Annotated in this window: 28 protein-coding genes and 1 pseudogene; 23 read left to right on the forward strand and 6 right to left on the reverse strand. The window is 71.3% G+C overall.

Annotated elements, in window-relative coordinates:
- The first annotated feature begins 229 nt into the window (after window positions 1-229).
- The 3 genes from ACLF6P_RS09800 to ACLF6P_RS09810 are packed head-to-tail and all read left to right on the forward strand — an operon-like array spanning window position 230 to window position 1139.
- Window positions 230-544, forward strand: coding sequence for a hypothetical protein (locus ACLF6P_RS09800; protein WP_415949537.1), 315 nt, complete (start codon window positions 230-232; stop codon window positions 542-544).
- Entirely contained in the window at window positions 535-957 is a 423-nt protein-coding gene (locus ACLF6P_RS09805; protein WP_415949539.1) for a hypothetical protein, read from the forward strand. Before ACLF6P_RS09800 ends, ACLF6P_RS09805 begins: the two co-directional genes overlap by 10 nt.
- Complete coding sequence (locus ACLF6P_RS09810) at window positions 954-1139, forward strand: hypothetical protein (protein WP_415949541.1); 186 nt, start codon at window positions 954-956, stop codon at window positions 1137-1139. Before ACLF6P_RS09805 ends, ACLF6P_RS09810 begins: the two co-directional genes overlap by 4 nt.
- A 557-nt stretch (window positions 1140-1696) precedes the next feature.
- On the opposite strand, the gene ACLF6P_RS09815 is transcribed toward ACLF6P_RS09810, so the two are convergent.
- Window positions 1697-2206 (reverse strand): peptidoglycan-binding domain-containing protein, encoded by a 510-nt coding sequence (locus tag ACLF6P_RS09815; RefSeq protein WP_415949543.1) that lies wholly within the window; start codon window positions 2204-2206, stop codon window positions 1697-1699.
- A gap of 325 nt (window positions 2207-2531) precedes the next feature.
- Here ACLF6P_RS09815 and ACLF6P_RS09820 point away from each other — a divergent pair.
- The 3 genes and pseudogenes from ACLF6P_RS09820 to ACLF6P_RS09830 all read left to right on the forward strand — a co-directional run.
- Window positions 2532-2720, forward strand: a pseudogene (locus ACLF6P_RS09820) (GNAT family N-acetyltransferase); the annotation flags it as partial.
- Window positions 2721-3188: 468 nt separating this feature from the next.
- The gene (locus ACLF6P_RS09825; protein ID WP_415949545.1) at window positions 3189-4052 is read left to right on the forward strand and encodes a helix-turn-helix domain-containing protein; all 864 of its coding nucleotides are present in this window, start codon (window positions 3189-3191) and stop codon (window positions 4050-4052) included.
- A 9-nt stretch (window positions 4053-4061) separates the two neighbouring features.
- Window positions 4062-4310, forward strand: coding sequence for a DUF397 domain-containing protein (locus ACLF6P_RS09830; protein WP_415949547.1), 249 nt, complete (start codon window positions 4062-4064; stop codon window positions 4308-4310).
- 68 nt (window positions 4311-4378) lie between these two features.
- On the opposite strand, the gene ACLF6P_RS09835 is transcribed toward ACLF6P_RS09830, so the two are convergent.
- On the reverse strand, window positions 4379-5533 hold the full coding sequence (locus ACLF6P_RS09835) for an 8-amino-7-oxononanoate synthase (protein WP_415949549.1): 1155 nt from the start codon (window positions 5531-5533) through the stop codon (window positions 4379-4381).
- A gap of 203 nt (window positions 5534-5736) precedes the next feature.
- Here ACLF6P_RS09835 and bioB point away from each other — a divergent pair, with 203 nt between their 5' ends.
- From bioB to ACLF6P_RS09860, 5 genes are all read left to right on the forward strand, one after another.
- Window positions 5737-7014 carry a biotin synthase BioB gene (gene bioB / locus ACLF6P_RS09840; protein WP_415949551.1) on the forward strand — a complete coding sequence of 426 codons (1278 nt, stop codon included), beginning with the start codon at window positions 5737-5739 and terminating at the stop codon, window positions 7012-7014.
- 163 nt (window positions 7015-7177) lie between these two features.
- Window positions 7178-8386, forward strand: coding sequence for an adenosylmethionine--8-amino-7-oxononanoate transaminase (locus ACLF6P_RS09845; protein WP_415949720.1), 1209 nt, complete (start codon window positions 7178-7180; stop codon window positions 8384-8386).
- A gap of 1 nt (window position 8387) precedes the next feature.
- A complete protein-coding gene (bioD, locus tag ACLF6P_RS09850) occupies window positions 8388-9152 on the forward strand; it encodes a dethiobiotin synthase (RefSeq protein WP_415949552.1) in 765 nt (254 codons plus the stop codon).
- A 122-nt stretch (window positions 9153-9274) separates the two neighbouring features.
- Window positions 9275-9616 carry a VOC family protein gene (locus ACLF6P_RS09855; RefSeq protein WP_415949553.1) on the forward strand — a complete coding sequence of 114 codons (342 nt, stop codon included), beginning with the start codon at window positions 9275-9277 and terminating at the stop codon, window positions 9614-9616.
- Between the two features lie 81 nt (window positions 9617-9697).
- Entirely contained in the window at window positions 9698-10363 is a 666-nt protein-coding gene (locus tag ACLF6P_RS09860; protein WP_415949555.1) for a class I SAM-dependent methyltransferase, read from the forward strand.
- Window positions 10364-10435: 72 nt separating this feature from the next.
- Here ACLF6P_RS09860 and ACLF6P_RS09865 read toward each other — a convergent pair whose 3' ends face one another.
- The 3 genes from ACLF6P_RS09865 to ACLF6P_RS09875 form a co-directional block, all read right to left on the reverse strand.
- Window positions 10436-10987 carry a TIGR03086 family metal-binding protein gene (locus ACLF6P_RS09865; RefSeq protein ID WP_415949557.1) on the reverse strand — a complete coding sequence of 184 codons (552 nt, stop codon included), beginning with the start codon at window positions 10985-10987 and terminating at the stop codon, window positions 10436-10438.
- A gap of 80 nt (window positions 10988-11067) precedes the next feature.
- On the reverse strand, window positions 11068-11442 hold the full coding sequence (locus ACLF6P_RS09870; protein ID WP_415949558.1) for a fic family toxin-antitoxin system, toxin component: 375 nt from the start codon (window positions 11440-11442) through the stop codon (window positions 11068-11070).
- Window positions 11439-11663 carry an antitoxin gene (locus ACLF6P_RS09875; RefSeq protein ID WP_415949560.1) on the reverse strand — a complete coding sequence of 75 codons (225 nt, stop codon included), beginning with the start codon at window positions 11661-11663 and terminating at the stop codon, window positions 11439-11441. Before ACLF6P_RS09875 ends, ACLF6P_RS09870 begins: the two co-directional genes overlap by 4 nt.
- Window positions 11664-11839: 176 nt before the next feature.
- On the opposite strand from ACLF6P_RS09875, the gene ACLF6P_RS09880 reads away from it, so the two are divergent.
- The 12 genes from ACLF6P_RS09880 to mug all read left to right on the forward strand — a co-directional run bounded on the left by ACLF6P_RS09880 (window position 11840) and on the right by mug (window position 25333).
- Entirely contained in the window at window positions 11840-12754 is a 915-nt protein-coding gene (locus ACLF6P_RS09880; protein WP_415949561.1) for an ABC transporter ATP-binding protein, read from the forward strand.
- 7 nt (window positions 12755-12761) lie between these two features.
- On the forward strand, window positions 12762-15326 hold the full coding sequence (locus ACLF6P_RS09885) for an ABC transporter permease (RefSeq protein ID WP_415949562.1): 2565 nt from the start codon (window positions 12762-12764) through the stop codon (window positions 15324-15326).
- Between the two features lie 123 nt (window positions 15327-15449).
- Complete coding sequence (locus tag ACLF6P_RS09890; protein WP_415949563.1) at window positions 15450-15875, forward strand: GNAT family N-acetyltransferase; 426 nt, start codon at window positions 15450-15452, stop codon at window positions 15873-15875.
- 266 nt (window positions 15876-16141) lie between these two features.
- Entirely contained in the window at window positions 16142-17473 is a 1332-nt protein-coding gene (locus ACLF6P_RS09895) for a hemolysin family protein (RefSeq protein WP_415949564.1), read from the forward strand.
- Window positions 17470-18483: a hemolysin family protein gene (locus ACLF6P_RS09900; RefSeq protein WP_415949565.1), complete on the forward strand. Its 1014-nt coding sequence runs from the start codon at window positions 17470-17472 to the stop codon at window positions 18481-18483. The genes ACLF6P_RS09895 and ACLF6P_RS09900 overlap by 4 nt, the downstream gene beginning before the upstream one ends.
- A gap of 52 nt (window positions 18484-18535) precedes the next feature.
- Window positions 18536-19000, forward strand: coding sequence for a GNAT family N-acetyltransferase (locus tag ACLF6P_RS09905; RefSeq protein ID WP_415949566.1), 465 nt, complete (start codon window positions 18536-18538; stop codon window positions 18998-19000).
- A gap of 100 nt (window positions 19001-19100) precedes the next feature.
- A complete protein-coding gene (locus tag ACLF6P_RS09910; RefSeq protein ID WP_415949567.1) occupies window positions 19101-19937 on the forward strand; it encodes an SGNH/GDSL hydrolase family protein in 837 nt (278 codons plus the stop codon).
- Window positions 19938-20007: 70 nt separating this feature from the next.
- Window positions 20008-21348 carry a radical SAM protein gene (locus tag ACLF6P_RS09915; RefSeq protein WP_415949568.1) on the forward strand — a complete coding sequence of 447 codons (1341 nt, stop codon included), beginning with the start codon at window positions 20008-20010 and terminating at the stop codon, window positions 21346-21348.
- Complete coding sequence (locus tag ACLF6P_RS09920; RefSeq protein ID WP_415949569.1) at window positions 21345-22466, forward strand: aminotransferase class I/II-fold pyridoxal phosphate-dependent enzyme; 1122 nt, start codon at window positions 21345-21347, stop codon at window positions 22464-22466. The genes ACLF6P_RS09915 and ACLF6P_RS09920 overlap by 4 nt, the downstream gene beginning before the upstream one ends.
- On the forward strand, window positions 22463-23272 hold the full coding sequence (locus ACLF6P_RS09925) for a class I SAM-dependent methyltransferase (protein WP_415949571.1): 810 nt from the start codon (window positions 22463-22465) through the stop codon (window positions 23270-23272). Before ACLF6P_RS09920 ends, ACLF6P_RS09925 begins: the two co-directional genes overlap by 4 nt.
- A gap of 59 nt (window positions 23273-23331) precedes the next feature.
- Complete coding sequence (gene purB, locus ACLF6P_RS09930; RefSeq protein WP_415949572.1) at window positions 23332-24765, forward strand: adenylosuccinate lyase; 1434 nt, start codon at window positions 23332-23334, stop codon at window positions 24763-24765.
- 16 nt (window positions 24766-24781) lie between these two features.
- Complete coding sequence (gene mug, locus ACLF6P_RS09935) at window positions 24782-25333, forward strand: G/U mismatch-specific DNA glycosylase (protein WP_415949573.1); 552 nt, start codon at window positions 24782-24784, stop codon at window positions 25331-25333.
- A 66-nt stretch (window positions 25334-25399) separates the two neighbouring features.
- Here mug and ACLF6P_RS09940 read toward each other — a convergent pair whose 3' ends face one another.
- Entirely contained in the window at window positions 25400-26137 is a 738-nt protein-coding gene (locus ACLF6P_RS09940) for an ABC transporter permease (protein ID WP_415949574.1), read from the reverse strand.
- Window positions 26138-26165 lie beyond the last annotated feature (28 nt).

Consider the following 26165-nt stretch of genomic DNA (forward strand, 5'->3'; position numbering starts at 1 on the left):
GGTACCCCCTTCGCCGCACGGGCCGAGAGCCCGAGTACGTCCAGTACGAGGACTTCCGGCCCGCACTCCCCCAAGCTCTTCGAGCAGGGGGTACCCCCGGAGAGCACGCACCGGACGCCGCTCCTTGACGGGCAAAGGTTCCCTGACGCGGCCCTAGCTCGAGTGCATGTACAGCCCTCGTGTGTTGGAGGCCGCCGTGCCCTGTCCACTGATGGCCAACGCCGACGTCATGAGGCTGACAAGGGTCGACGGCTGCGGCCGCCCCATCTGCGGCGAAGACAACGGATTCACCTTCGACTGTTTCGCCAGCCTCTCCATGTCCCCCAACGTGGAGGAAGGCGAGGACGTCAAGACACGGCGGCCAACGGCCGCCGGTGCGGCTTCAAGAAGGGGGCCCGACCCGAGCCTGATCTACGCCGAGGGGCGCACCGGGCTCCCCATGGCCGACATGTGGTTGAGCACGGTGAACCCGCACCGGCTCACGTCACCCTCGCGCGTGTACTCGCCCGACTACGAGCGCCCCAGGAGCCAGCAGTGGCCCTGAAACCGCTCGCGATCCGCGACCTGGCCGAGGCCGTCGTCGGCTGCGTGTGCGCCGCGCTCGCCCGCACCGCCGAAGAGGTGCCCGGGCAGCCGGGGTGCCCGTGCCGGGCCTGTGCGGTGCCGGGACTCGTGGCCTTCGGCTCCTGTGATGACCCGTGTGCGGCGAAGGAGGCTGGCAGTCAGCTGTCGGTGTCCGTAGCCCGGATCTACGGGAGCAGCCTCGACGAGTTCCCGAACGAGTCCCGCAACGTCCAAGGCGTACGCGGCTGTACGCCTCCGCCGCTGACCGCGCTCGAACTCGTCGTCACGCTGCTGCGGTGCGCGCCGGTCATGAACGAGAACGGCTGCCCGCCGACCTGCGACGAGCTCACAGCCTCGGCGCAGGTCCTCCACGTCGACATGGTCACGTCTTGAACGCCCTGTTGTGCTGCCTGCCCGGTACGCAGCAGACGCGGCGGGGGCGGCGGTTCGTGATGGGCCAGCAGAAGACCATCGGCCCTGAGGGTGGCTGCGTCGGCCTGGAACAGCGCGTCACCGTGGCGCTCCCCGGCTGCGGACGATGCTCCGACGATGAGCCTGGTGGGGAGTCGTCGTGAGCGTGCGGGTGACGGTCGATCCCGGGCGGATCGCGCGGGCTCTGCGGCTACGCAACGGCGTAGTCGCGCGGCGCTTGGCCGAGCGCACGGAACGGACGGCACGCATCGCGGAGCGCGAGGCACCCGGGAGCATGGGCCGCTACGTGACATGGCGCGTACAGGACGGCCCCCGCGGCCTCCAAGGCGTCATCGAGTGCAACCACCCAGCTGTCCGATACGTCCTCGAGGGCACAAGGCCCCACCTGATCCGCCCGCGCCGCGCGAAGGCTCTGCGGTTCGAGGTCCGCGGCCGGGTGGTGTACTCCGCGTACGCACGGCACCCGGGCACGCGCGCTAACAACGTCCTCGTCCGCGGCACTCAGACAGGGTCGCTGACCGGGGCCGCAGGCCATCCTCCGGCCATCGATGCGGGCGCTCCGGCAGAGCTTTGCGACCTCGCCCCCCCCAATTGACGAAAGCCCCCACTCCCTGGCCCAAGGCTTGGGTTCCAGGAGTGTGGGGGCTTCTGTGCGCTTCGCCCGATACCCGGGGTCTCGCTCAGGAACCGTCAGTCTGGATCAGTAGCCGTACTTGTCGGCTGCCGATTCGCCGTAGCGGGCAAAGGCAGCTCGGGTACCGGATCCAGCTATGCCGTCGATGGGGCCGGTGTACCCCCAGTGCGCCCTCAGAGCCCTCTGCAGGGCCTTGATGGTGTTCGGGCCGGGGATCCCGTCGATCGAGTCCCTGTACCCATAGCGATCCCGCAGGTTCCGCTGAATCGCCTTCCAGCTGTTCGTGCCCAGATACCCGTCAATCGTGCCCGGGTTGTAGCCCGCCTCCTTGTGGGCACGCTGCACCCCCTTGGCCTGCCGGATGCTCAGCCCGAGATTCTGCGTCGCCAACGGCGTGATCTCGGCAGTCAGCGAGGCCTCGGCGGAGGCGGTCGTGTCCGCAGGGGCGGCGGTGGCCACTCCGCTCGCGCCGACAAGCCCTCCAACCGCGATGGCGAGGGCCACACCGCCGCCGACGAAGGTACGCCTTAAGGAACTGGATTGCATGGTTCTCCCCATTCGAAGATGTTCGATCATGAAGCATCCTGTTTGCTTCATGCACGGAAGAGTCACGGACTGAGTATGGGGCTCTACCGCCCCAAGGTGGACCTATAACTTTTCAGGGTGCATCCCCAGGGGGCGGCTACCCTCTGGAGTGACCCCCGAGATTCCGACACCTGGACGCTGGATGTTTCGTCATCCAGGGGAAGTGATCCATGGTGGCAAAACGGAAGAATTTCCCAGAAGAGTTCAAGCGGGATGCGGTGGCGCTGGTGCGTTCCTCGAAGGACCGCACGCACACCGACAAAGACTCGACCTCGCGGCATAAAACGGAAGTGTCGGACCTCAAGGGGTCACTTCATTCGAAGTCCTGCCCCAACATCGCGGACGCGGATACGGCCGCGCCCTGTGGCGGGCCGCGATGCAGTGGGGGCATCAGCACGGCGCCGCGTACCAGCTCCTCCAAACCGAGGTTGGAGGCGCGTCCGACCGGTTGTGCTCGGCCGAGGGACTGACGTCCCTCGGGTTCGTCCACCAAGTCGACGCATGACGTCCCCGTACCGCCGATTTCCGGGGCCTAGTGCCGCATCAGGGAACCTTTGCGCGACGGGGCAAAGGTTCCCTGATGCGGCACTAGGCAGCAGTCCTGTGTCTGTGCAGCAAGGCTGGACGTGCCTCGGCGGGCCGATATCGTCGGTTCCATCAGCTGACCTTGCGCGCCTGGGTGGAAGCGCTGCCGTCGCCGGCGTGGGCACTCGCAGCCCATGATCATCTGAGAATGTGGACTCTATGCGGACTCTGATCACGGAGATGCCCTCCGGAATATGCTCCGAAGGGCACCTGACCTGCAGCGGAGTCAAACCAGACTTGGCCCATGAACTCTGCTACGGAAGAACGCATTTCGGAGCGAGACGTACGCTTCGGTCCCTGGGTGTCCGGCGGATCAGGCCGTCCGAGGCGGTGCAGTCCGAGGGCGGCCTGATCCGCCGGACACCCCCTGGCACGGAAGGAGCCGGGCATGAGGTACGGGCCCGCGGTTCGGCGCCGCAAACTCGGCGCCGAGCTGCGTACGCTGCGCGACCGCACGGGGCTCACCAGCGGCGAGGTGGCGCGGCTCGCCGGCTGGCACCAGTCGAAGGTGAGCCGCATCGAGACCGGGGCGAGCAGCGCCAAACCTGCGGACGTGGGGCTGCTGCTCGACATCTACGAGGTGCGCGATCCCCAACTGCGGGCGCTCTTGGAGGCCTTGTCCGGGGCCGACGGCGAGGGCGCGGCGCGGCACCAGTGGTGGCACGCGTACAAGGGGCTGCTGCCGCCCGCGTACCGCGATTTCATCTCGCTCGAGGCGCAGGCCTGCCGGGTCCGGACGCTGGAGACCGCGGTGGTGCCCGGTCTGCTGCAGACGCCCGAGTACGCGAGGGCGGTGACCCGGGCTGCGCTCGGAGGGCTGCCGCCCGGGCAGGTCGACGAGCTCGTGCAGGTGCGGCTGGCACGGCAGGACGTGCTGCGCTCGCAGCCGCCGCTGGAGCTGAGTGCGGTCCTCGACGAGGCGGTGCTGCGCAGGCCGGTGGGCGGCTACGGCGTCATGGGACGGCAGGTGCGCAGGCTGGCGGAGGTGGCACGACTGCCGCATGTGTCGCTGCAGGTACTGCCCTTCGCGGCGGGTGGGCACGTGGGCATCACCGGCCCCTTTCTAATTTTTTCGTTTCCGAACATTGCTGATCTGGATGTGGTTGTTCTCGACCATTTGACGAGTAGCCTCTACCTGGAGCGGAAAGAAGACCTCAGGGCCTACTCCGAAGCCTTCACGGCCCTTCAGGAGCAGGCCCTTTCCACCGAGGACAGCCTGGAATACATCACCGGGATCGGTGATGGCGCGTAAGGAGGCACGATGACAGCACTGCCTCGGCACGTTCCGTCCAGTACCTCTCTGAACGGAGCCGGGCACGACCTCCGGTGGCGGCGCAGCAGCCGCAGCACCGGGATGAACAACTGCGTGGAGACGGCGGAACCCGGACACGGGCCGGGTTCCGGTCTGCTCGCGGTCCGCGATTCGAAGAACACGGCAGGTCCCGCGCTGCTCTTCGCACCAGCGGCCTGGAACACCTTCCTCGACGCCGTCCGAGGCGAGGGGTTCTAGGCCGCACGGCGAGCAGGCGCCACCACGGGAGAACGGTGCCACAGCGGACAACGCTACGACGAACAGTGCTACGGCGCGGTGCGGGCGATCGTCCGCACCGCGCTCTCGATGTGCGCCCCGGTCAGGTCGGCGCGGGCGGTGAGCCGGAGCCGTGAGATGCCGTCGGGCACGGACGGCGGCCGGAAGCAGCCGACGAGCAGCCCGGCCGCACGGCAGTCGGCGGCCCACTTGACCGCCTCGTCCGGCGAGGGCGCCCGTACGGAGACCACGGCCGCGTCGGGGCGTACCGCCTCCAGGCCCGCCGCGGTCAGGCGCGTGTGCAGCGCGGTGGCGACCTCGCGGGCGCGTGCGGCCCGCGCGGGTTCGCGGCGCAGGAGCCGCAGGGCGGCGAGCGCGCCACCGGCGGCGGCGGGGGCGAGGCCGGTGTCGAAGATGAAGGTACGGGCCGTGTTCACCAGGTGCTCGATCACCTTGGCCGGTCCGAGGACCGCACCGCCCTGGCTGCCGAGCGATTTGGACAGGGTGAGGGTGGCGACCACATCGGGCGCGCCCGCGAGGCCCGCGGCCCGCGCGGCGCCCCGGCCGCCGTCGCCGAGCACCCCGAGGCCGTGCGCGTCGTCCAGGAGCAGGGCAGCACCCGACGCGCGGCATACGGTGGCGAGTTCGGCCAGCGGTGCGCGGTCGCCGTCGACGGAGAAGACCGAGTCGGTGACGGCGAGCGCGGGGCCCTGGTGGCCGTCGAGCGCCTTGGCCACCGCCTCCGGGTCGCGGTGTGCGGCGACCGAGGTGGTGCCGCGGGCGAGACGGCAGCCGTCGATCAGTGAGGCGTGGTTGCCGGCGTCCGAGACGATCAGGCTGCCGTGCGGTGCGAGCGCGGTGACGGCGGCGAGGTTGGCCGCGTAGCCGGAGGACAGGACGAGGGCCGCCTCGAATCCGCAGAATTCGGCGAGTTCCCGCTCGAGTCGGGCATGCAGTTCGGTCGTGCCCGTGACCAGGCGGGAACCGGTGGCGCCCGCCCCCCACGTACGGGCGGCGCGCTCCGCGCCCTCGACGACCTCGGGGTGGCGGGTCAGGCCCAGGTAGTCGTTGCTCGCCAGGTCGAGCAGCGGCGATTCGGCGGGACGCGGGCGCAGCTTGCGGACGAGTCCGGCGCCACGGCGCAGCTCGGCCTGCTCGTCGAGCCAGCCGAAGGGGTCGTCGTGGGCGTGCCCTTGCGTGTCCATCCGGCCGTCCTCTGGTGCTCGGGAGCGTGCGGCGTGCCGCCGTATGCGCGCTCGGGAGAGTGGCGTTCGTCTTTGTCGGCAGTCAACAGACCCTAACCGGCCACGACCGAGGTCAGCATGTGGCAATACCCACACCTGACAGGACCACTGTTGTGCGGTTCCTACTTGGCCGGGGGTGGGCGCGTAGGCGAGGATCTGCACTCATGGACCTGCTGAACACGCTCGTGGACAAGGGGCTACGGCGCGAGCTGCCGACCCGCGAAGAGGCACTCGCCGTGCTGGCCACCTCCGATGACGATCTGCTCGACGTGGTGGCGGCCGCGGGCAAGGTACGGCGCCAGTGGTTCGGGCGCCGGGTGAAGCTGAACTACCTCGTCAACCTGAAGTCGGGCCTGTGCCCCGAGGACTGCTCGTACTGCTCGCAGCGGCTCGGTTCGAAGGCCGAGATCCTCAAGTACACCTGGCTGAAGCCCGAGGATGCCTCGAAGGCCGCCGCGGCGGGCGTCGCGGGCGGCGCCAAGCGGGTCTGTCTGGTGGCGAGCGGGCGCGGTCCCACGGACCGCGATGTGGACCGGGTGTCCAGGACCATCGTAGCGATCAAGGAGCAGAACGAGGGCGTCGAGGTCTGCGCCTGCCTCGGCCTGCTCTCCGAGGGCCAGGCGGGACGACTGCGGGACGCGGGCGCCGACGCGTACAACCACAACCTCAACACCTCCGAGAACACCTACGGCGAGATCACCACCACCCACACGTACGCGGACCGGGTGGACACCGTGCAGCAGGCGCAGGCCGCGGGGCTCTCGGCCTGTTCGGGGCTGATCGCGGGCATGGGCGAGAGCGACGAGGACCTCGTCGACGTGGTCTTCTCGCTGCGCGAGCTCGATCCGGACTCGGTGCCGGTGAACTTCCTGATCCCCTTCGAGGGCACCCCGCTCGCCAAGGAGTGGCACCTGACACCGCAGCGCGCGCTGCGGATCCTCGCGATGGTGCGCTTCGTCTGCCCGGACGTCGAGGTGCGGCTCGCGGGCGGGCGCGAGGTCCATCTGCGCTCGCTGCAGCCGCTCGCGCTGCACCTGGCCAACTCGATCTTCCTGGGCGACTACCTGACCAGTGAGGGACAGGCGGGCCAGGCCGACCTGGACATGATCGCGGACGCCGGCTTCGAGGTGGAGGGCACGGACACCACGACGCTGCCCGAGCACCGGGCGGATGCACTGGCGGGTTGCGGCTCGCACGCCGCGGGCTCCGGCTGCGGTTCGCACGATGAAGAGGCTGCCGGATCGGGCGGTGCGGACGCGTCGGGCTGCGGCTCCCACGGTGGCGGCTGCGGGCCGTGCGGCAGTACGGAGGCGCAGGCCGAGCAGCCCGCCGTCCCCGCGGAGACCTCCGCCCCTGCGGAGACCGCCGCACCCGGGGCCCGTACGGATCTCGTCGCCGTACGCCGCCGAGGCGCCGGAACGGACCTCGCACCCAATGCCTGAGCCCGGCCCCGGCCCGCTCACGGGACACGACCCACTCACTGGCCCCAACCCGCTCAGGGGCCCCAACCCGCTGACAAGCCTCGGCCCGGACCGGCCGACGGACCTCGGCCCCGACCGGCTCCTCGACCTGGACCGCCGCCATGTCTGGCACCCGTACGGGCCGATGCCCGGCCGCCAGGAGCCCCTGCTCGTCGAATCGGCGAGCGGGGTGCGGCTGCGGCTCGCGGGCGGCGAGGAGCTGGTCGACGGGATGTCGTCGTGGTGGTCGGCGATCCACGGCTACAACCACCCGGTCCTCAACGAGGCGGCCCGCGGCCAGCTGGACCGGATGAGCCATGTCATGTTCGGCGGGCTCACCCACGAGCCCGCCGTCCGCCTGAGCAAACTGCTCGTGGACATCACGCCCGAAGGTCTCGAACATGTCTTCCTCGCCGACTCCGGTTCGGTCTCGGTCGAGGTCGCCCAGAAGATGTGCCTGCAGTACTGGCGCTCGCTGGGCCGCCCGGAGAAGCGGCGCCTGCTGACCTGGCGAGGCGGCTACCACGGCGACACCTGGCATCCCATGTCGGTCTGCGATCCCGAGGGCGGGATGCACGAGCTGTGGTCGGGTGCGCTGCCCCGGCAGATCTTCGCGCCCGCCCCGCCGACCGAGTTCGACGAGGCGTATGCCCGCGAGCTGCGCGCGACGATCGCCGGGCACGCCGCCGAGACGGCCGCGGTGATCGTGGAGCCGGTGGTGCAGGGCGCGGGCGGGATGCGCTTCCACTCCCCCGCGTATCTGAGGGTGCTGCGCGAGGCCTGCGACGAACACGACGTGCTGCTCGTCTTCGACGAGATCGCGACGGGCTTCGGCCGCACGGGCGAACTGTTCGCAGCCGGACATGCGGGGGTCACACCCGATGTGCTGTGTCTGGGCAAGGCGCTGACCGGCGGCTATCTGACGCTGGCGGCGAGCCTGTGCACCTCACGCGTCGCCGAGGGCATCTCGCGCGGCGAGGTGCCGGTACTCGCGCACGGCCCGACGTTCATGGGCAATCCGCTGGCCGCCTCCGTGGCCTGCGCCTCGATCGGTCTGCTGCTCGCACAGGACTGGCGGGCCGAGGTGAAGCGCATCGAGCACGGGCTGCGCGAAGGCCTGGCACCCGCGGCCGCGCTGCCAGGTGTCGTGGACGTGAGGGTCCTCGGCGCAATCGGGGTCGTGCAACTGGACCACGACGTGGACATGGGCGCGGCGACCCGCGCGGCGGTCCGTGCGGGGGTGTGGCTGCGGCCCTTCCGCAACCTCCTGTACACGATGCCGCCGTACGTCACCGGTGACGCGGACGTCGCACGGATCTGCCGTGCGGTGCTCGCGGCGGCGCGGGAAGGCTGAGATGGATCCGTACGGGGACAGGCTCGTGGACGGGGTCCTGGTCGTCACGGGGACCGGGACCGAGATCGGCAAGACGGTCACCACGGCGGCGCTCGCCGCGGTGGCCCTCGCCGCCGACCGCTCGGTCGCGGTACTCAAGCCCGCCCAGACCGGTGTGGGGCCGGGCGAGGCGGGCGACATCGCCGAGGTGGTGCGTCTCGCGGGGCCGGTGACCGGACTCGAACTCGCCCGCTACCCGGAGCCGTTGGCACCGGAGACCGCGGCGCGGCGCGCGGGACTGACCCCCGTCACGCCCGCTCGGACGGCCGAGGCGGCTCAGAAGCTGGCGGCCGCACACGATCTGGTCCTGGTCGAGGGCGCGGGCGGGCTGCTCGTCCGCTTCGACGAGGCGGGCGGCACACTCGCGGACGCGGCCCGGCTGCTCGGCGCACCGGTCCTCGTGGTCAGCCCGGCCGGGCTCGGCACGCTCAACTCGACGGCCCTGACCGCCGAGGCGCTGCGGGCGCGCGGGCTGCGGCAGGAGGGTGTCGTCATCGGTAGCATGCCGGCCGAGCCGGGGCTCGCCGAGCGCTGCAACATCGCCGATCTCCCGGTGGCCGCCGAGGCCCCGCTGCTCGGCGCGCTCCCTGCGGGCGCGGGAGCGCTCGCCCCCGCCGCCTTCCGTGCCCGGGCCGCGTCCTGGCTCGCGCCACGGCTCGGCGGCAGCCGGCGGGCGGCAGCCGACAGGCCGACGCCTGGCGGAGCGACACCCGCCACGCCTGAGTGACCGTCAGGTCCGAGGGGAGCCACCGGGCCTGAGGACCTGTCAGCCCAGCAGGCCCCCGTCAGGCCTGAGTACCCGACCGTCGGCGTACGGGTACCCGTACCCGGGCCCGTAAGCTGGCGGCCATGCGCGCACGTATCCAGGAAATCGTCTTCGACTGCACCGATCCGACCCGACTGGTCCGGTTCTGGGCCGCGTTGCTCGACGCGGAGCCGGTGGACCGCTCGCCGGACTGGTCGTACATCGACGTGCCCGGGTTCGCCCGGATCGCCTTCCAGGCCGTTCCGGAGGGGAAGACCGTGAAGAACCGGCTGCATCTCGACGTCGAGGCGGGCGCGCTGCCCGCCGCGGTCGCCGAGGCCGAGTCCCTCGGGGCGCGCCGGGTCGGCACGGTCGTGACCGATGAGCACGGCGACTTCCAGGTGCTTGAGGACCCCGAGGGAAACGAGTTCTGCTTCGTCGACTGAGGCGCGCCTGGCGCGCGGGCGGATTCCAGGGCCCGAAGGGGGAGAATCGGAAGTGACGCACCCGCCGGCCGAGGAGGCAGTATGCCGTCGCGCTCCACATCCGTGCCCAAGGACGCCGTGCACCACCCGGTCTTCGCGCGCTTCTACGCGAAGCAGAGCCTCGCGGCGGAGAAACTCATCGCCGCCCACCGCAGGGAACTCCTGTCCGGTCTGAGCGGCCGCGTCATCGAGATCGGCGCGGGCAACGGGCTGAACTTCGCCCACTATCCCCCGGCGGTCTCCGAGGTCGTGGCCATCGAACCGGAGCGCCATCTGCGGCAGTTGGCGGCCGACGCGGCGCAGCGGGCCGAGGTGCCGGTGGATGTGGTGCCGGGTGCGGCGGAGGCGCTGCCGGTCAAGAGCGAGGCCTTCGACGCGGCCGTCTTCTCCCTGGTCCTGTGCAGTGTGCGCGACGTGCCGCGGGCCCTGGCCGAGGCGCACCGGGTGCTGCGGCCGGACGGTGAGCTGCGGTTCTTCGAGCACGGCCGGGCGCCGGAGAGCCGCGCCATGGTCGCGTTGCAGCGCGGCCTGGACGCGACGGTGTGGCCGCGCCTGTTCGGCGGCTGCCACGTCGGCCGTGCACCGCTCGCCTCGCTGCGGGAGGCGGGCTTCGCGATCACCGCGTCCCGGGCCTTCCTGATCCCGCCGTCCCGGCTGCGCCTGCCGACCTCGTACTGCGTGCTCGGCACGGCCCTCAAGTCCTCGTAGGGGGTCTCCGGCGGATCAGTGAAACAGCCTTTCGCGGCCCCAGCACGGAGTCAGCGCGGAGTCCACCGCGGGTCACGGCCGGTCAGCGCGAGGAGGGTGTCGAGGGGCGAGGCGCCCTCCGGTACCGGGACGGCCTCGCCGAAGGCGCCCTTCCGGCGCCCCTCGGGCACGAGCCCGGCCCAGACGGGTGGATGTCCGCGAGCACGTCGGGGCGGGCTCGTAGGGCCGGCCGGTGGCCCGGGCCAGGTCCCAGCCGTGCACCACGTAGTCGCCGAGGATCATGCGCGCGACGGTCGTCGCCGGCAGGCCGCTGAGGCCGGTGGCGCCTTCCAGCGCGCCGGGCGCCGCCCAGGCGGCCGCGAGCTGTGCGCGCTCCTTCGCGAAGAGCCCGCGCCAGTCGGGTTCGTCGGCCACGTAGTCGGGGGTGGCGGTGAAGTCCGGTGTCCGCTTGGCGGCGAGCGCCTGGAACTGGACGGTGACGTGCAGCAGATGGTTCAGCAGGCCCCGTACGTCGTACTCGCTGCAGGGCGTGGGCGCGTCCAGCATGCCGTCGTCGATACCGTCCAGGACGACGGCCACCCGCTCCCCGGCCGCCTCGAGAAGTGCACTGATGTCGTTGCTCATGCGGCGACGTTAAGCCGAGCCGCCGCCCGCTCCGCGCAGCAACGCGCCACGCCCTGAGCGGGCGGGGCATGCAGGGTGCGCTAGCTCTGGCTCCATCCGCGCAGTTCTTCGGCGATCGCCCGGATGTCCGCCTCGCCGGTCTTCACCAGGCGGGCCAGATCGCGGACCTGTTCGGCGGAGATGGCGGGCTTCAGGCCGCTCGCGAAGAGATAGGCGTATGCCACGGCGCAGGCGAACATCGCGTTGGAGCGTTCGAGGGCCGGGATGTGCAGGAGCTGCTGCAGCAGAGCGGCGGCACGCTGGGGGGCGTCCTCGTAGACGGGGACGCCGAATATCTCCGCCTCGTGGCGGCTGACGGCGGCCACCAGGGCGCCCCAGTCGGTGACTTGGGGATCGCCGGGCGTCCGCTGCTCGGCGACCATGAGGAGCCATGCGAGGTCGATCTTCAGGGTCAAGGCCGGGCGCGCTCCGTGCCGAACTCCTCGGCGAACACGGACTCGTAGCTCTTCATGAAGTCGGCGGCCGACTCGACGAAGGCGCGGCCCTGTTCACCGACGTCGTGGCGGACGAGTTCCTCGATATAGCGGTTGACGCTCATCCCGCGGGCCAGGGCGCGCTCACGGGCGACCCTGGCGGTCTCCTCGTCCACCCGGACGTTGAGCTGAGTCTTCGGCATACCCTCAAGCTAGCGCCAGAGCGCTAGCACCGGCAAGGGCGCCCGGGCACCCGGTTCGCGTGTCCCTTACACCCGTTTGGCGCGCCCGACTTCGGAGGGATACCGGATGCCGGTGCGACGCCGCTACTCTCGGGCCCCGTAGCGCAGTCGGACGGCCCGGAGCCCGGGAGGCGGCCTTGTCCACACCGTCAGGAGCACATCTCACCGATCTCGCGAAGCCGGCCGGTATCGCGGCCAGGGCGCGGGGTCTGACCAAGGCGTACGGCTCGGGCGAGACGACCGTGCTCGCGCTCGACGCGGTCGACGTCGACATCGCGCGCGGCCGGTTCACCGCGGTGATGGGCCCTTCGGGCTCGGGCAAGTCGACGCTCATGCACTGCCTCGCCGGGCTCGACTCGGTGTCCGCGGGGCAGGTCTGGCTCGGGGACACGGAGATCACCTCGCTGCGGGAGCGGGAGCTCACCCGGCTGCGCAGGGACCGGATCGGCTTCATGTTCCAGGCCTTCAACCTGCTGCCGACGCTGAACGCGCGCGAGAACATCACCCTGCCCATGGACATCGCGGGGCGCCGCCCCGATGCCGAGTGGCTGGACCGCGTGATCGACACGCTCGGCCTGCGGGACCGGCTGAAGCACCGGCCCGCGCAGCTCTCCGGCGGCCAGCAGCAGCGGGTGGCGTGTGCGCGGGCGCTGGCCTCGCGCCCGGAGCTGATCTTCGCGGACGAGCCGACGGGGAATCTGGACTCGCGCGCGGGCCTGGAGGTACTGGGCTTCCTGCGCGAGGCGGTGGACGAACTGGGGCAGACCGTCGTCATGGTCACGCATGATCCGGGGGCCGCCGCCCATGCGGATCTGGTGCTCTTCCTCGGGGACGGGCGGATCGTGGACGAGATGAAGCAGCCCACGGCCGAGGCGGTCCTGGAGCGGATGAAGCGGTTCGACACGCTGGGTGGCCAGCCCGCCGAGGGCTCCGCCGAGGCCTCCGCCGACCCCACCGCCGCGCCCTCCTCGGAGCCCCCCGGCGGACACTCGGGCGAGCCCCCTGGCGAGGGGCCTGGCGACCGGCCCGGCGACTCCGCCCGGAAGGACTGACCCGGCCGTGCTCAAGGCAACGCTGCGCAGCTTCTTCGCCCACAAGGGCCGCCTGTTCCTCTCGGCGCTCGCGGTGATCCTCTCCGTGGCGTTCGTCGCCGGCAGCCTCATCTTCTCCGACACGGTGACCCGTACCTTCGACCGGCTCTTCGCCTCGACCTCCGCCGATGTCACCATCTCCGCCAAGGAGGAGATCTCCGAGGGCCTGCCCACCGGCCGGGTGCCCACCGTCCCGGCCGAGCTGGCCGAGCGGGCGTCCTCGGTGGCGGGCGTGGCCGGCACCCATGTCGACGTCGGCGTGGAGAACATCACCGTCGTCGACGCGGAGAACGAACCGGTCGGCCCGACGACGGGCGCGCCCACGATCGCCACCAACTGGTACGTGACGGAACGCAGCCCGGTCGAGCTGACCGAGGGCCGCGCGCCGTCCGGCGCGGATGAGGCGCTGCTCGACTCGGACACCGCCGAAAAGAAGAACCTCGGGATCGGCGACCGGCTGACCGTGCTCGCCGGGCCGGGCTCGTTCGAGGTGGAGATCGTCGGCATCGCCACGTTCACCACCACCAACCCCGGTGCCGCACTGGTGTTCCTGGACACTCGGACAGCGCAGCAAAAGCTGCTCGGCGATCCGGGCAAGGCCACCGCGATCGCCGTGGACGCGGCGCCGGGCGTCAGTGACGAGCAGCTCAAGCGCAGTCTGGCGGCCGAGTTCGGCGGCACCTACGAGCTGAAGACGGCGGACGAGCAGGCCAAGTCGGCCGCCGAGGAGCTCGGCGGGTTCCTCGACATCATCAAGTACGTCATGCTCGGCTTCGCCGGGATCGCGGTCCTCGTCGGCATATTCCTGATCGTCAACACCTTCTCGATGCTCATCGCGCAGCGCACCCGCGAGCTGGGGCTGATGCGCGCTCTGGGGGCGGACCGCCGCCAGGTGCGTCGTTCGGTGCTCGCCGAGGCGCTGCTGCTCGGTGTGGTCGGCTCGACGCTCGGCCTCGCCACCGGGATCGGGCTCGCCGCGGGGCTGATCGAGCTGATGGGCCTGCTGGGGATGAACCTCAGGGCCACCGAGATGGTGATCGGCTGGACGACGCCCGTCATCGCGTACGCGGTGGGGGTGGGCGTCACCTTCCTCGCGGCGTATCTGCCGGCGCGGCGGGCCGCCCGGGTCTCTCCGATGGCGGCGCTCGCGGACATCGAGGTGACGGGCCTGGGGCGGCCGCTGACGGTCCGTGCGATCGTCGGCTCGGTCGTGGGGGCGGCGGGTGCCGCGGCGCTCGTCGGCTGTGCGCTGGCGAAGGACAGTGCGGGGGCGGCCTCGCTGCTCGGGCTGGGCGTGATCCTCACGCTGATCGCCACCGTGATCTCCGGTCCGCTGCTCGTACGGCCGGTGATCCGGGTGCTCGGCGGCGCGTTCCCGGCGCTGTTCGGTTCGGTGGGGCGGCTGAGCCAGCGCAATGCGCTGCGCAATCCGCGCCGCACCGGGGCGACGGCCGCCGCGCTGATGGTCGGTCTCGCCCTGGTGGGCGGCCTGTCCGTGGCGAGCGCGTCGATGACCAAGTCCTTCGACGAGCAGATCGACCGCCAGCTCGGCGCGGACTTCGTGGTGCAGAACCGCGCGTTCATGCCGTTCCCTGCGGAGGTCACGGAAGCGGCGAAGGGCGCGGACGGTGTCGGCACCGTCGTACGGCAGCGGTTCGTGCCGATCGCGCTGGAACTGCCGGACGGCAGGCGGGTGGAGTCCACGGCCTCCGCCTACGAGCCCGGTCTCGACGAGGTGGCGAAGGTCGACTACACGGCGGGCGGCACGGACGCGGCGCTCGCGCCCGGACATCTGGGCCTGGACCACGCGTTCGCCGCCGAGCACGGTGTGCGGCTCGGCGACGAGCTGCCCGCCCGGTTCCCCGGCGGGCAGCGGGCCACGCTGACCGTGGGCGCCCTCACCGATCTGCCGGGCAGCGGCGCGTTCGCCCCGGAGGGCGGGATCTTCCTCGGGTTCGACACCGCCGACCGGTATGTGCCGGACGGCCAGGACTCGGCGGTGTACCTCAACGCGAGCTCCGGCGTCGACCCCGCCGAGCTGCGCACGAGCCTGGAGCAGGCCCTCGATCCGTATCCACAGGTGCAGGTGCGCGACCAGGCGGACTACAAGGAGCTGATCCGCAGCCAGATCGCCGTGATGCTCTACCTCGTCTACGCACTGCTCGGCCTCGCGATCGTCATCGCGATCCTCGGCGTCGTCAACACCCTTGCGCTGTCGGTCGTCGAGCGCACCCGCGAGATCGGTCTGCTGCGCGCGATCGGGCTCGCGCGGCGGCAGCTGAGCTGGATGATCCGCCTGGAGTCGGTGGTGATCTCGGTCTTCGGGGCGCTGCTCGGGATCGCCCTCGGCCTGGTGTGGGGCGTGGCGGTGCAGCAGGTGCTCGCGCTCGAAGGCATGACGGCGCTCGCGATCCCCTGGGGCACGATGATCGCGGTGGTGCTCGGCTCGATCGTCGTCGGTCTGGCGGCGGCGCTCCTTCCGGCGGCGCGGGCGGCGCGGATGAACGTCCTCGCGGCCATCGCGCACGAGTAGGGACGGCGGTGGTGCCCGGCTCGCCGCCGGGCGGCTCGAGCGGGGACCGAGCGCGGGTGGCGGGCGTGTCCGTATCGCGGAATCCGCTGGCCGGGGCGCGCCGGCCGGTGGTGGGATGCGCGCATGAGCGACGTACAGATCCGCACCGCGACCCCCGCCGACCTCGACGCCGTACTGGCCTTCTGGAAGACGGCCGCCGAGGGCACCAGCATCAGTGACGACCGCGCGGGGGTGGAACGGCTCGTGGAGCGTGACCCCGGGGCGCTGTTCCTCGCGGAGCTCGACGGGGATCTCGTGGGAACGGTGATCGCCGGCTTCGACGGCTGGCGCAGCCATCTCTACCGCCTCGCCGTGCACCCGGAGCGCCGGCGCCGCGGCATCGGCTCGGCGCTGCTCGCGGCGGCCGAGGGGCGGTTCGTGGCGCTGGGCGGGCGGCGGGCCGATGCGATGGTCCTGGAGCGGAACGGGACCGGGCAGCGGGCGTGGGCGGCCGGTGGCTATGCGCGCGAGGATCAGTGGCGGCGGTGGGTGAAGCCGCTCGGGGGCTGACGCGTGCGGCCGGTCACCGGTCCGTACGCGGGTGGGCAAGGCTCGACCCGCGCGGACGAGCTGCGCGGACGAGTGATCCCTTACGGCCGCCATACTTTGCTTTCCCTTTAGAATGGCGCTCACCGCCCGATCGGCGGTACCCCCTGCGGATCGACCCGATCCCCTCCTGACGAAAGGTGTGAGCCTCCGCCCATGGGCGAGCCTCCCAGTAGCCGATATCGCGCACTGACCGTTCCCTTGTCCGATCATGGGACGGAGGTGACCCGATGACCGAAGTGCTTCTGCTCGCCGTGGCCGTACTGCTCACGCTGGCCTGTGGCGTCTTCGTCGCCGCCGAGTTCTCGCTGACCACGGTCGAGCGCTCCACCCTGGAGCGGTCCGTCGCCGAGGGCGAGCGCGGCGCGGACAGCGCCCTCAAGGCAGTCCGCACCCTCACCTTCCAGCTCTCCGGCGCCCAGCTCGGCATCACCGTGACCGGCCTGGTCATCGGCATGCTCTCCGAGCCCTCCCTCGGCAAGCTGCTCGCCGGGCCGCTCGACGCCCTGGGCCTGTCGCAGGGCGCGGCCGACGGCGTGGCGCTGGTGCTCGCCACCGTGATCTCGACGATCGTCCTGATGGTCGTCGGTGAGCTGGTACCGAAGAACTGGGCGATCTCCTCGCCGCTCGGCGTTGCCCGTCGGGTGGCGACCCCGCAGCGCTGGTTCAGCCTGGCGTTCAGGCCGCTGATCACCCATCTCAACAACACCGCCAACCGCAGTGTGCGCCGCCTGGGTCTGGAGCCCGCCGAGGAGCTGGCCTCCGCGCGCGGCCCGCAGGAGCTGGCCGCGCTCGCACGGCACTCGGCGAAGGAGGGCGCACTGGAGGCGGACACCGCCGAACTGTTCGTCCGCACCCTGAACCTGGCCGATCTGACGGCCGAGAACGTGATGACGCCGCGCGTGCAGGTCATGGCGCTCGACGTGCGGGCCACCGCCGAGGACGTGGCCTCGGCGACCAGGGCGACGGGCCTGTCCCGCTTCCCCGTGTACCGAGAGTCGCTCGACCAGGTCGTCGGCGTCGTGCACATCAAGGACGTCCTCGCGGTGCCCGCCGAGCTCAGGCCCCGGCAGTCGGTGGCGCAGCTGGTGCGCGAGCCGCTGCTCGTCCCCGAGTCGCTGACCGTCGACCGGCTGCTCGACCGGCTCTCCGGCAAGCGGACGATGGCCGTGGTCATCGACGAGTACGGCGGTACGGCCGGGGTGGCCACTTTGGAGGACATCGTCGAGGAGGTTGTGGGCGAGGTCCGCGACGAGCACGATCCGCACGAGACCCCCGATCTGGCCCCGGCGGGCGTGGACGAACGAGGCCGTGCGCTGTACTCGGCGGACGGCGCGGCACGCATGGACCAGCTGGAGAAGATCGGCCTGCGCGCGCCGGAGGGCCCGTACGAGACGCTGGCCGGACTGGTGGCGGCCGAGCTCGGCCATATCCCGGCCGTCGGTGACGGCGTCGAGGTGGCCGGCTGGCGCCTCGACGTGGTCGACGCGAGCGGACGCCGTGCCGCGCGTCTCCTGCTGCACGCACCCCTGGACGAGACGCCCGAGGAGGCGCAGCGATGATTGCCGTACAGCTCCTCGTCGGACTGGCGACGCTGGTCCTCAACGCCTTCTTCGTCGGCGCCGAGTTCGCCCTGATCTCGGTGCGCCGCAGCCAGGTCGAGCCGCATGCCGAACAGGGCGACCGGCGGGCCCGCAGCGTGCTGTGGGGTCTGGAACACGTCTCGCACCTGATGGCGGCGGCGCAGCTCGGCATCACGCTGTGCACGCTGGTGCTCGGCATCGTCGCCGAGCCGGCGATCGCGCATCTGCTCGAGCCGGTCTTCGACGCCGTGGGTGTGCCGCATGGTCTGGTGCATCCGATCTCGTTCGTGATCGCGCTCGCCGTGGCCACGTACCTGCACATGCTGCTCGGCGAGATGATCCCGAAGAACATCGCGCTCGCCGAGCCGGTGAAGTCAGCCCTGCTTCTCGGCCCTCCGCTGGTCGCGCTGACCCGGGCGCTGCGTCCGGTGATCTTCGCGATCAACACCTTCGCCAACACGCTGCTCAAGCTGCTGCGGGTGGAGCCGAAGAGCGAGGTCGAGGCGACGTTCTCGGATGATCAGCTGGCCCGTATCGTCAAGGACTCCAGCGATGCCGGCCTGCTCGACGACCGTGCGACCGAGCGCCTGCGCGATGCGCTGGAACTGGGCAACCGCCCGGTGCGGGATGTCGCGCTGCCGCTGGAGCGGGTGGTGTACGCACGGCTCGGGGTGACGCCGGAGGAGCTGGAGCGGCTGTCGGCCGAGTCCGGGTTCTCCCGCTTCCCCGTGGTCGACCAGGGGCGCAGGATCGTCGGATATCTGCACGTCAAGGACGCCCTGGAGGTGCAGCCGCGGGATCTGCCGTTCCAGACGCGCGAGATGCGCACCATCGCCCGGGTACGGGAGACGACCCCGCTGGACGATGTGCTGACCGCGATGCGCCGCAGCCGTACGCATCTGGCCGCGGTACTCGGCGAGGACGGGCGGCTCGCGGGCCTGGTGACCATGGAGGACGTGTTGCGGGAGCTGTTCGGGCAGCCTGCCTGAGGCCGCGGGAATTCCTGTTGATCCGGCCGCCCCCGTCCTTATGATCTTGGGCATGAGCCTTCGTCTGGAAAAGATCACCGCGGACAACGTCGAGACCGCGTTCACCGTCCGCGTCCGCAGCGACCAGGAGCACCTGGTGGAGAGCGTGGAGAAGTCCCTGGCCGAGGCATATGTGCATCCGGAGGCGGCCTGGCCCCGTCTGATCATGGACGGGGACCGGGCCGTCGGCTTCCTGATGGCCTTCCTGGACATCGACTGGGGCGACGACGCGGACGGCACGGACATACGCTCCGGCCTGTGGCGTCTGAACATCGCGGCGGACCTGCAGGGCCGCGGATACGGCCGCTTCGCGGTCGAGGCGGTGGCCGAGGAGATCCGGCGGCGCGGGGGCGAGAAGATGTACGTGACGTGGCACGACGGCCCGGACGGGCCCGAGAAGTTCTATCTCGGGCTCGGCTTCGAGCGCACGGGCGAGCTGAGCGGCGACCAGCCCGTGGGCGTGCTCGCCCTGCGGTGAAGCCGCGGGGCGAGGCCTTGGCGTGCAGCCTCGGGGTGCGCCCCTGCGGTGAACCCTTGAGGTGAGCCGCGGGCGGCGAGGCGATAGCATCGCTCGCGCCATGCAGATGAATGCCACGTACACCAGTCTCGTCGCGGTCGGCGACTCCTTCACCGAGGGCATGTCGGACCTCCTGTCCGACGGCAGCTACCGCGGCTGGGCCGACGTGCTCGCCGCCCGGATGGCCCGCGTGCAGCCCGGTTTCCGGTACGCGAATCTCGCGGTACGCGGCAAGCTCATCGCCCAGATCGTGGACGAGCAGGTCGAGGCGGCCGCCGCGATGCGCGCCGATGTGGTGACGCTGGTCGGCGGCCTCAACGACACCCTGCGGCCCAAATGCGACATGGTCATGGTCCGCGACCGGCTCACCGAGGCGGTCGAGCGGCTCGCGCCCTCCTGCGGGCAGCTGGTCCTGATGCGCAGCCCGGGCCGCCAGGGCCCGGTCCTGGAACGGTTCCGGCCGCGCATGGAGGAGCTCTTCTCGTACGTGGACACTCTGGCGGAGAAGCACGGCGCCGTGGTCGTGGATCTGTACGGCGCCGAGGCCCTGTCCGACCAACGGATGTGGGATGTGGACCGGCTGCATCTCACCGAGGAGGGCCACCGGCGGGTGGCCGAGGCGGTGTGGCAGTCGCTCGGCCTCCCGGCCGAGGAGGACTGGCGCGCGCCCCTGCCCCCCGCCGTCCCGGCGAACTGGGTGGCCCGGCGCACCGCCGACCTCAGCTTCGCGCGGCAGCATCTGCTCCCCTGGATCGGCCGCCGGCTCACCGGCCGCAGTTCGGGCGACGGCCGGACCGGCGCCCACTTCAGCGCCGAGCTGGGCAAGGCCTTCTGGGTCAACCCCGCCGACCACACGGACCCCGGCCCCGTGCCGGAGTGGCGCCGGGTGGGCCCCTGACCCGGAGCACCCCGTTCCACCTGCGATCAAAGCCGATGTCATCGGGGAACTGTTCCTGCATGATGACGGGATGGACCACGGCGACCAGCGCTTCCACGTCATCGTGCTGTCGAACTTCGCGAAGGGTTTCGACAAGTACGCCTTCACCTACGGCAAGGCCGGAATTCCGGAGAGCACCTATCCCGACCGGTTCCACCTGCTGACCCGTCAGGAGCTGGGCATCGGCGTGCGCAAGGCTCGGCGCCTGCTGGACCGGCTGGCCATCGAGGGCGACCGGCTGCTGGTGCTCGAGACCAGGGTGGATCCCGACAGGCTGGTGCCCAATGAGTCGACCGGGCTCGGCATGGAATGGCGCGAGCCCCGTATCCGGTTGTCGGGTCTGCACGAAATCGACTCCGCGGGCGAGGAGTTCACGCTGCGCCCGACCACCGTCGAGGACGCGATGGCGGACTCGCTGCGCCTGCACCCCTCCGCACAGCGCCGCTATGACGACATCAGGCCGCGTTCGGTCTCGGTTCTGCCGGTCGCCGCCGCCTGCCAGGCCCGGTGCTCGTTCTGCTTCTCCGCGGCCTCCATCTCCAGCGACCAGGCACCGGCCCGGGTTCCCTGGGAGGCGGTCACCGACTGGCTGGAGCGCGCCCGTACCGCGGGGGCCGAGCGTGCGGTGATCACCGGTGGCGGGGAGCCCACGCTCATACCCTTCGAGCAGCAGATACGGCTCGTATCCGCTTGCTCCGCGGCCTTCCCGAAGGTCGTCCTGATCACCAACGCGCACAACCTGGCGAAGGCCCGGGCCGAGGAACGGTCCGACCGGCTTTCAGACCTCGGCGCCGCGGGCCTGGGCGTGCTCGCGGTCTCCCGGCACCACCAGGACGACACCGTCAACGAGCGGCTGATGATGCTGCGTACGCCGGTGGGCGAGGTGATCGACACCTGGCGCGTGGGACGGGACCGCTGGCCGGGACTGCGGATGCGGCTGATCTGCGTGCTCCAGCACGGCGGAGTGGCCGACGCGGCCGGCGTCGCCGACTACCTCTCGTGGGCCACGGCGCTCGGCGTCGAGGAGATCTGCTTCAAGGAGCTCTACGTCTCCACCAGCACCGAGTCGCTCTACTACGACCGCACCGCGAACCTCTGGAGCCGGGACCACCAGGTGCCCCTCTCCGTCGTCACACGCTTCGCCGAGGAGCACGGTTTCGAGGCGGCGAGCCGCCTGCCCTGGGGTGCGCCGGTCTACCACGGCACCTGGCACGGCCGCCCGGTGCGGATCGCCGCGTACACCGAACCGAGCCTGCTGTGGGAGCGCAGCAACGGGATCGCACGCAGCTGGAACGTGATGGCCGACGGACGTTGCTATGCCTCCCTGGAGGACCGGGCGAGCGAGATCGTGGCGGAAGGTGCCACGGCATGAGGTACGAGGAGTTCCGGGAATTCCGGCGGCGACAGCTCGCGGACGGTTCTACGCTGCTTGATGCCGCCGAGACCAATGTGTACCGGGCGCTTGCTCCGCTGCGGCCGGAGCCGCCGACAAAGACGCGTACCGTGCACCGCTGCGATCTCGCCCGTGCCTGGCTGCGGCGCTTCGAGCTGCCCGAGGAGTGGTCCGGGCACGCCATGGTCTGCCGCGGGGTCCGGCACGGGCTCGATGTGGTGTTCCGCTGGCTGCACAGCGTGCAGGCGCGGTTGTGGCTGCCCGGCGATGTGTACCCCGTCTATTTCGAGCTGGCCCGCGCCGCGGGCCTGGCGCCCTCGTCGTATCCGACGCTGCCCTCGCCTGTCCTGCCTTCGCCTGACCTGCCCGGGTCACGTGGGGACGGGCGACCGGAGTCACCGGCCGACGACCGGCCCGAGTACCTGCTCCTCGCCAACCCCAGCAAGCCGCTCGGCCGGTATCTGTCCGATGCCGAGGTCACCGCGGTGCTGGCGTGGCTGCGGGAGGCACCGCAGCGCCGTCTGCTGATCGACAGCGTCTACGAGCTGGGCACCCCGTTCGCCGCCGGCACCCGGCGCCTGCTCGACACCGGTCGTGCGGTCCTGCTGCATTCGGTGACCAAGGGATGGCTGTGGCCCCGCACGTTCGGCGTGGCCCTGCTGGGTCCGGGGCGGACCGAACCGGCCGGACTGCCTGATCTGTCCGAACTGGCCGAACCGGCCCAGCTTGCCGCCCTGTCCGAGGCATTCCGCGCGGAACCGCCGTCGCAGGATCAACTGCGGCTCGCCGACCGGTTGCTGGCCGAGCACGCGGACCTGCCCCGGCAGGTCGCCGACGCCCTGGACGCACGGGCCGAGCGACTGTTCGGGCGACTGCCGGACGACGTGCTCGATGCCATTCCCGCGGCGAGCCGGAGCTGTCCCGGCAACTACTTCTTCCCGGTCGACATCCCGGCCGAGGAGCTCCGCCGCGAGTACGGCGTGCTCGCCGTACCGGCCACCGCCTTCGGAGAGAGCAGCGGGGACGGCCACTGGTCCGGGGCCGTCCTGACAAGCCTCGCGGATGCCTTCGCGCCCGCGCCGGCGGTGATCCGGTGAAGCCGCTGGAGGACCTGGCCGTCTACGACGATGCGGACTTCTACGACCAGGAGTTCGCCGCCCGCACCCACGACATCCCGTACTTCCTCGAACAGGCGGTCCGGGCCGGCGGTCCGGTCCTGGAAGTGGCCTGCGGAACCGGGCGCATCACCCTGCCCATCGCGCGGGCGGGCGTCGACGTCACCGGGCTCGACGTCATGGACTCCATGCTCACGCGCGCCCGCCGGCAGGCCGAGGACGAGGGGCTGCCCGTCGACTGGCTTCATCAGGACTGCCGGGACATCCGCTCCGAGCGGCGCTTCGCCCTGGTGTTCTCGGCGACCAACGCCATGCAGCATCTGCACGACCTGGACTCCGTGCTCGCGTTCCTCGGCTCGGCGCGAAAGGTGCTGCGGCCCGGCGGAACCCTGATCCTCGACGTGTTCAACCCCGACCCCGCCAAGCTGGCCCGGCTCCCGGACGCGCCCTACCACCACAAGTCGGTCGTGGGCCGGGACGGGACGCGCCTCGATGTGCGGGCGGCGACCGGCTACGACGCCGCCGCGCAGGTGCTGCGCTTCACGCTGGATTACCTGCGCGAAGGCGAGTGCGTACGCACCAAGCAGGTCAGCATGCGCTGCTTCTTCCCCGAGGAACTGATGGCGCTGTGCCGGCTGGCGGGCCTCGATGTCGTGGAGCGCTACGGGGACTACGATCAGTCCCGGTTCACCGGCTCCTCGCCGAAGCAGATCCTGCTGTGCCGCCCCCGAACCGACGGCAGCCGGGGCGGCACTCCGCCCTGCTCGAAGGTTCCGCCCTTCTCGTAGGTTCCGCCGAACCCGGCGGGTGCGTCGACCTGCATATTCGCCCAGTAGACTGAGCGACTGTGACTGTGAAGCCCCGTATCCCGAACGTTCTGGCCGGCCGCTACGCCTCCGCGGAGCTGGCCGCCCTGTGGTCCCCCGAGCAGAAGGTGAAGCTGGAGCGTCAGCTGTGGCTGGCCGTGCTTCGCGCCCAGCAGGACCTCGGGATCGAGGTGCCCGAGCAGGCCCTCGCGGACTACGAGCGCGTCCTCGACCAGGTCGACCTCGGCTCGATCGCCGAGCGTGAGAAAGTCACGCGGCACGATGTGAAGGCGCGGATCGAGGAGTTCAACGCCCTCGCGGGCCATGAGCACGTCCACAAGGGCATGACCTCCCGTGACCTCACGGAGAACGTGGAGCAGCTCCAGATCCGGCTGTCTCTGGAGCTGATGCGGGACCGCACGGTCGCCGTCCTGGCGCGGCTCGGCAAGCTGTCCGCCGAGTACGCCGAGCTGGTGATGGCGGGCCGTTCGCACAACGTCGCCGCCCAGGCCACCACCCTCGGCAAGCGTTTCGCGACCGGCGCCGACGAGCTGCTCGTCGCCCACGGCCGCCTGGAGGAGCTGCTCGGGCGCTACCCGCTGCGCGGCATCAAGGGCCCGGTGGGCACCGCGCAGGACATGCTCGACCTGCTCGGCGGCGATGACGCGAAGCTCGCCGAACTGGAGCAGCGCATCGCGCGGCACCTCGGTTTCGGGCAGGCCTTCACCTCCGTCGGCCAGGTCTACCCGCGCTCCCTCGACTACGAGGTCGTGACCTCGCTGGTGCAGCTGGCGGCCGCGCCGTCCTCGCTCGCCAAGACGATCCGGCTGATGGCCGGGCACGAGCTGGTCACCGAGGGCTTCAAGCCGGGCCAGGTCGGCTCCTCGGCGATGCCGCACAAGATGAACACCCGCTCCTGCGAGCGCGTCAACGGCCTGATGGTCATCCTGCGCGGCTATGCCTCGATGACCGGCGAGCTGGCCGGCGACCAGTGGAACGAGGGCGATGTCTCCTGCTCGGTGGTGCGCCGCGTCGCGCTGCCGGACGCTTTCTTCGCGCTCGACGGTCTCCTGGAGACGTTCCTGACCGTGCTCGACGAGTTCGGGGCCTTCCCGGCGGTCGTTGCCCGCGAACTGGACCGGTACCTGCCCTTCCTCGCCACCACCAAGGTCCTGATGGGCGCGGTGCGCGGTGGTGTCGGCCGGGAGATCGCGCACGAGGCGATCAAGGAGCACGCGGTCGCCTCCGCCCTCGCGATGCGCGAGCAGGGCGCCGAGCGCAACGAGCTGCTCGACAAGCTGGCCGCGGACGAGCGTATTCCGCTGGACCGTGCGCAGCTCGACGAGCTGATGGCGGACAAGCTGTCGTTCACGGGTGCCGCCGCCGGGCAGGTCGGCGCGGTCGTCTCCCGCATCGACGAGCTCGTCAAGCAGCACCCGGAGGCCGCCGCGTACACGCCCGGCGCGATCCTCTAGCGGCTCGCCCCCCGCAGTGCCCCGTTTCACGCGTGCAGACCTTGAGGCCGCCCGCGACCGCGTCGTCGACGATGTGGTGGCGGGCGGTCTGCGTGTGCTGTTCTGCGGCATCAACCCCGGCCTGCTGACCGCCGCCACAGGTCACCACTTCGCCCGCCCGGGCAACCGCTTCTGGCCGGTGCTCCACCTGTCCGGCTTCACCCCGCGCCGCCTCGACCCCTCCGAGCAGCACGAGCTGCTCTCGTACGGTCTCGGCATCACCAATGTCGTCGCGCGGGCCACCGCCCGGGCGGACGAGCTGACGCCCGAGGAGTACGTGGCGGGCGGGCGCGTCCTCGAAGCGAAGGTCTCCCGGCTCGGGCCTGACTGGCTCGCGGTGGTGGGGGTCACGGCGTACCGGGCCGCGTTCGGGGAGCGTACGGCGCGGATCGGGCCGCAGGAGCGGCGGATCGGCGGCAGCCGGGTGTGGGTGCTGCCCAATCCGAGTGGCCTGAACGCGCACTGGACGGCCGGGGCGATGGCCGAGGAGTACGCCCGACTGCGGGAGGCGGCGGCGCCCCGGGGGTGACGAACGGCCGTGTCACGCGCCCCGGAGCTGTCACGCGCCCCGGAGCTGTCACGCCCCCCGGAGTTGTCACGCGTCCCGGCGGCGGATCGCCCACCAGCCGGCGAGCACGGAGGCCGCCGCCCACAGTGCGGTGACCGCCAGGCCCGTCCAGGGGCCGAGGGTTCCGGTGTGCTCGGAGTGCAGGATCACCTGGCCGGCGCGGTCCGGCAGGAACTCGGCGATGCCCGCGTTCCTGTCGCCGATGACGAAACCCACGATCAGCACGAACGGGATCAGCAGGCTGAGGGCCGCGACACCGCTGCGCAGCAGCGCGGTGAGTCCGCTCGCGAGCAGTGCCATCAGCGCGAGGTAGAGGCCGCCGCCCATGCAGGCGCTCAGCGCCCCGGGATCGCCGAGGCCGATGGCGTACTCCGCCATGAAGAGCTGGCCGACGAGGAAGCTCGTGAACGAGGCGGTCAGCCCGAGGACCAGGGCCGAGGCGCCGATGACCGCCGTCTTCGCCGCGTAGAAGAGGCCGCGGCGCGGGACGGCGGCGAGGGAGACGCGCAGCGCGCCGTGGGCGTACTCGCAGGAGAAGGCGGTGGCGCCGTAGCTGATGGCCGCGATCTGGGCGAAGTTGAGCGCGTAGAAGGCGCCGAAGAGCGCGTCGTGGTCCGGGTTGTCGGCCTCGGCGGTGCCGATGAGCGGATAGACGAGCAGGGTGATGGCGAGGCTCGCGATGAGCACGGACAGCAGGGATCCCCAGCTGGCGCGTACGGAACGGATCTTGATCCATTCGGCGTGCAGGACGGCGGACGGGGTCATGGTGCTCTCCTCGGCGGGGGGGGACGGT

The sequence above is a fragment of the Streptomyces lothianensis genome (genome assembly GCF_047779955.1).
Classification (GTDB): Bacteria; Actinomycetota; Actinomycetes; order Streptomycetales; family Streptomycetaceae; genus Streptomyces.

Coding starts and splice junctions, on each gene's coding strand:
- ACLF6P_RS09875 (WP_415949560.1), bottom strand. CDS start 11,663: ATGCCGAAGACTCAGCTCAACGTCCGGGTGGACGAGGAGACCGCCAGG.
- ACLF6P_RS09905 (WP_415949566.1), top strand. CDS start 18,536: ATGAGCCTTCGTCTGGAAAAGATCACCGCGGACAACGTCGAGACCGCG.
- ACLF6P_RS09890 (WP_415949563.1), top strand. CDS start 15,450: ATGAGCGACGTACAGATCCGCACCGCGACCCCCGCCGACCTCGACGCC.
- ACLF6P_RS09865 (WP_415949557.1), bottom strand. CDS start 10,987: ATGAGCAACGACATCAGTGCACTTCTCGAGGCGGCCGGGGAGCGGGTG.
- ACLF6P_RS09825 (WP_415949545.1), top strand. CDS start 3,189: ATGAGGTACGGGCCCGCGGTTCGGCGCCGCAAACTCGGCGCCGAGCTG.
- ACLF6P_RS09830 (WP_415949547.1), top strand. CDS start 4,062: ATGACAGCACTGCCTCGGCACGTTCCGTCCAGTACCTCTCTGAACGGA.
- ACLF6P_RS09815 (WP_415949543.1), bottom strand. CDS start 2,206: ATGATCGAACATCTTCGAATGGGGAGAACCATGCAATCCAGTTCCTTA.
- bioD (WP_415949552.1), top strand. CDS start 8,388: ATGGATCCGTACGGGGACAGGCTCGTGGACGGGGTCCTGGTCGTCACG.
- ACLF6P_RS09910 (WP_415949567.1), top strand. CDS start 19,101: ATGCAGATGAATGCCACGTACACCAGTCTCGTCGCGGTCGGCGACTCC.
- ACLF6P_RS09895 (WP_415949564.1), top strand. CDS start 16,142: ATGACCGAAGTGCTTCTGCTCGCCGTGGCCGTACTGCTCACGCTGGCC.
- ACLF6P_RS09860 (WP_415949555.1), top strand. CDS start 9,698: ATGCCGTCGCGCTCCACATCCGTGCCCAAGGACGCCGTGCACCACCCG.
- ACLF6P_RS09920 (WP_415949569.1), top strand. CDS start 21,345: ATGAGGTACGAGGAGTTCCGGGAATTCCGGCGGCGACAGCTCGCGGAC.
- ACLF6P_RS09845 (WP_415949720.1), top strand. CDS start 7,178: ATGCCCGGCCGCCAGGAGCCCCTGCTCGTCGAATCGGCGAGCGGGGTG.
- ACLF6P_RS09800 (WP_415949537.1), top strand. CDS start 230: ATGAGGCTGACAAGGGTCGACGGCTGCGGCCGCCCCATCTGCGGCGAA.
- ACLF6P_RS09855 (WP_415949553.1), top strand. CDS start 9,275: ATGCGCGCACGTATCCAGGAAATCGTCTTCGACTGCACCGATCCGACC.
- ACLF6P_RS09940 (WP_415949574.1), bottom strand. CDS start 26,137: ATGACCCCGTCCGCCGTCCTGCACGCCGAATGGATCAAGATCCGTTCC.
- ACLF6P_RS09900 (WP_415949565.1), top strand. CDS start 17,470: ATGATTGCCGTACAGCTCCTCGTCGGACTGGCGACGCTGGTCCTCAAC.
- bioB (WP_415949551.1), top strand. CDS start 5,737: ATGGACCTGCTGAACACGCTCGTGGACAAGGGGCTACGGCGCGAGCTG.
- ACLF6P_RS09835 (WP_415949549.1), bottom strand. CDS start 5,533: ATGGACACGCAAGGGCACGCCCACGACGACCCCTTCGGCTGGCTCGAC.
- ACLF6P_RS09915 (WP_415949568.1), top strand. CDS start 20,008: ATGGACCACGGCGACCAGCGCTTCCACGTCATCGTGCTGTCGAACTTC.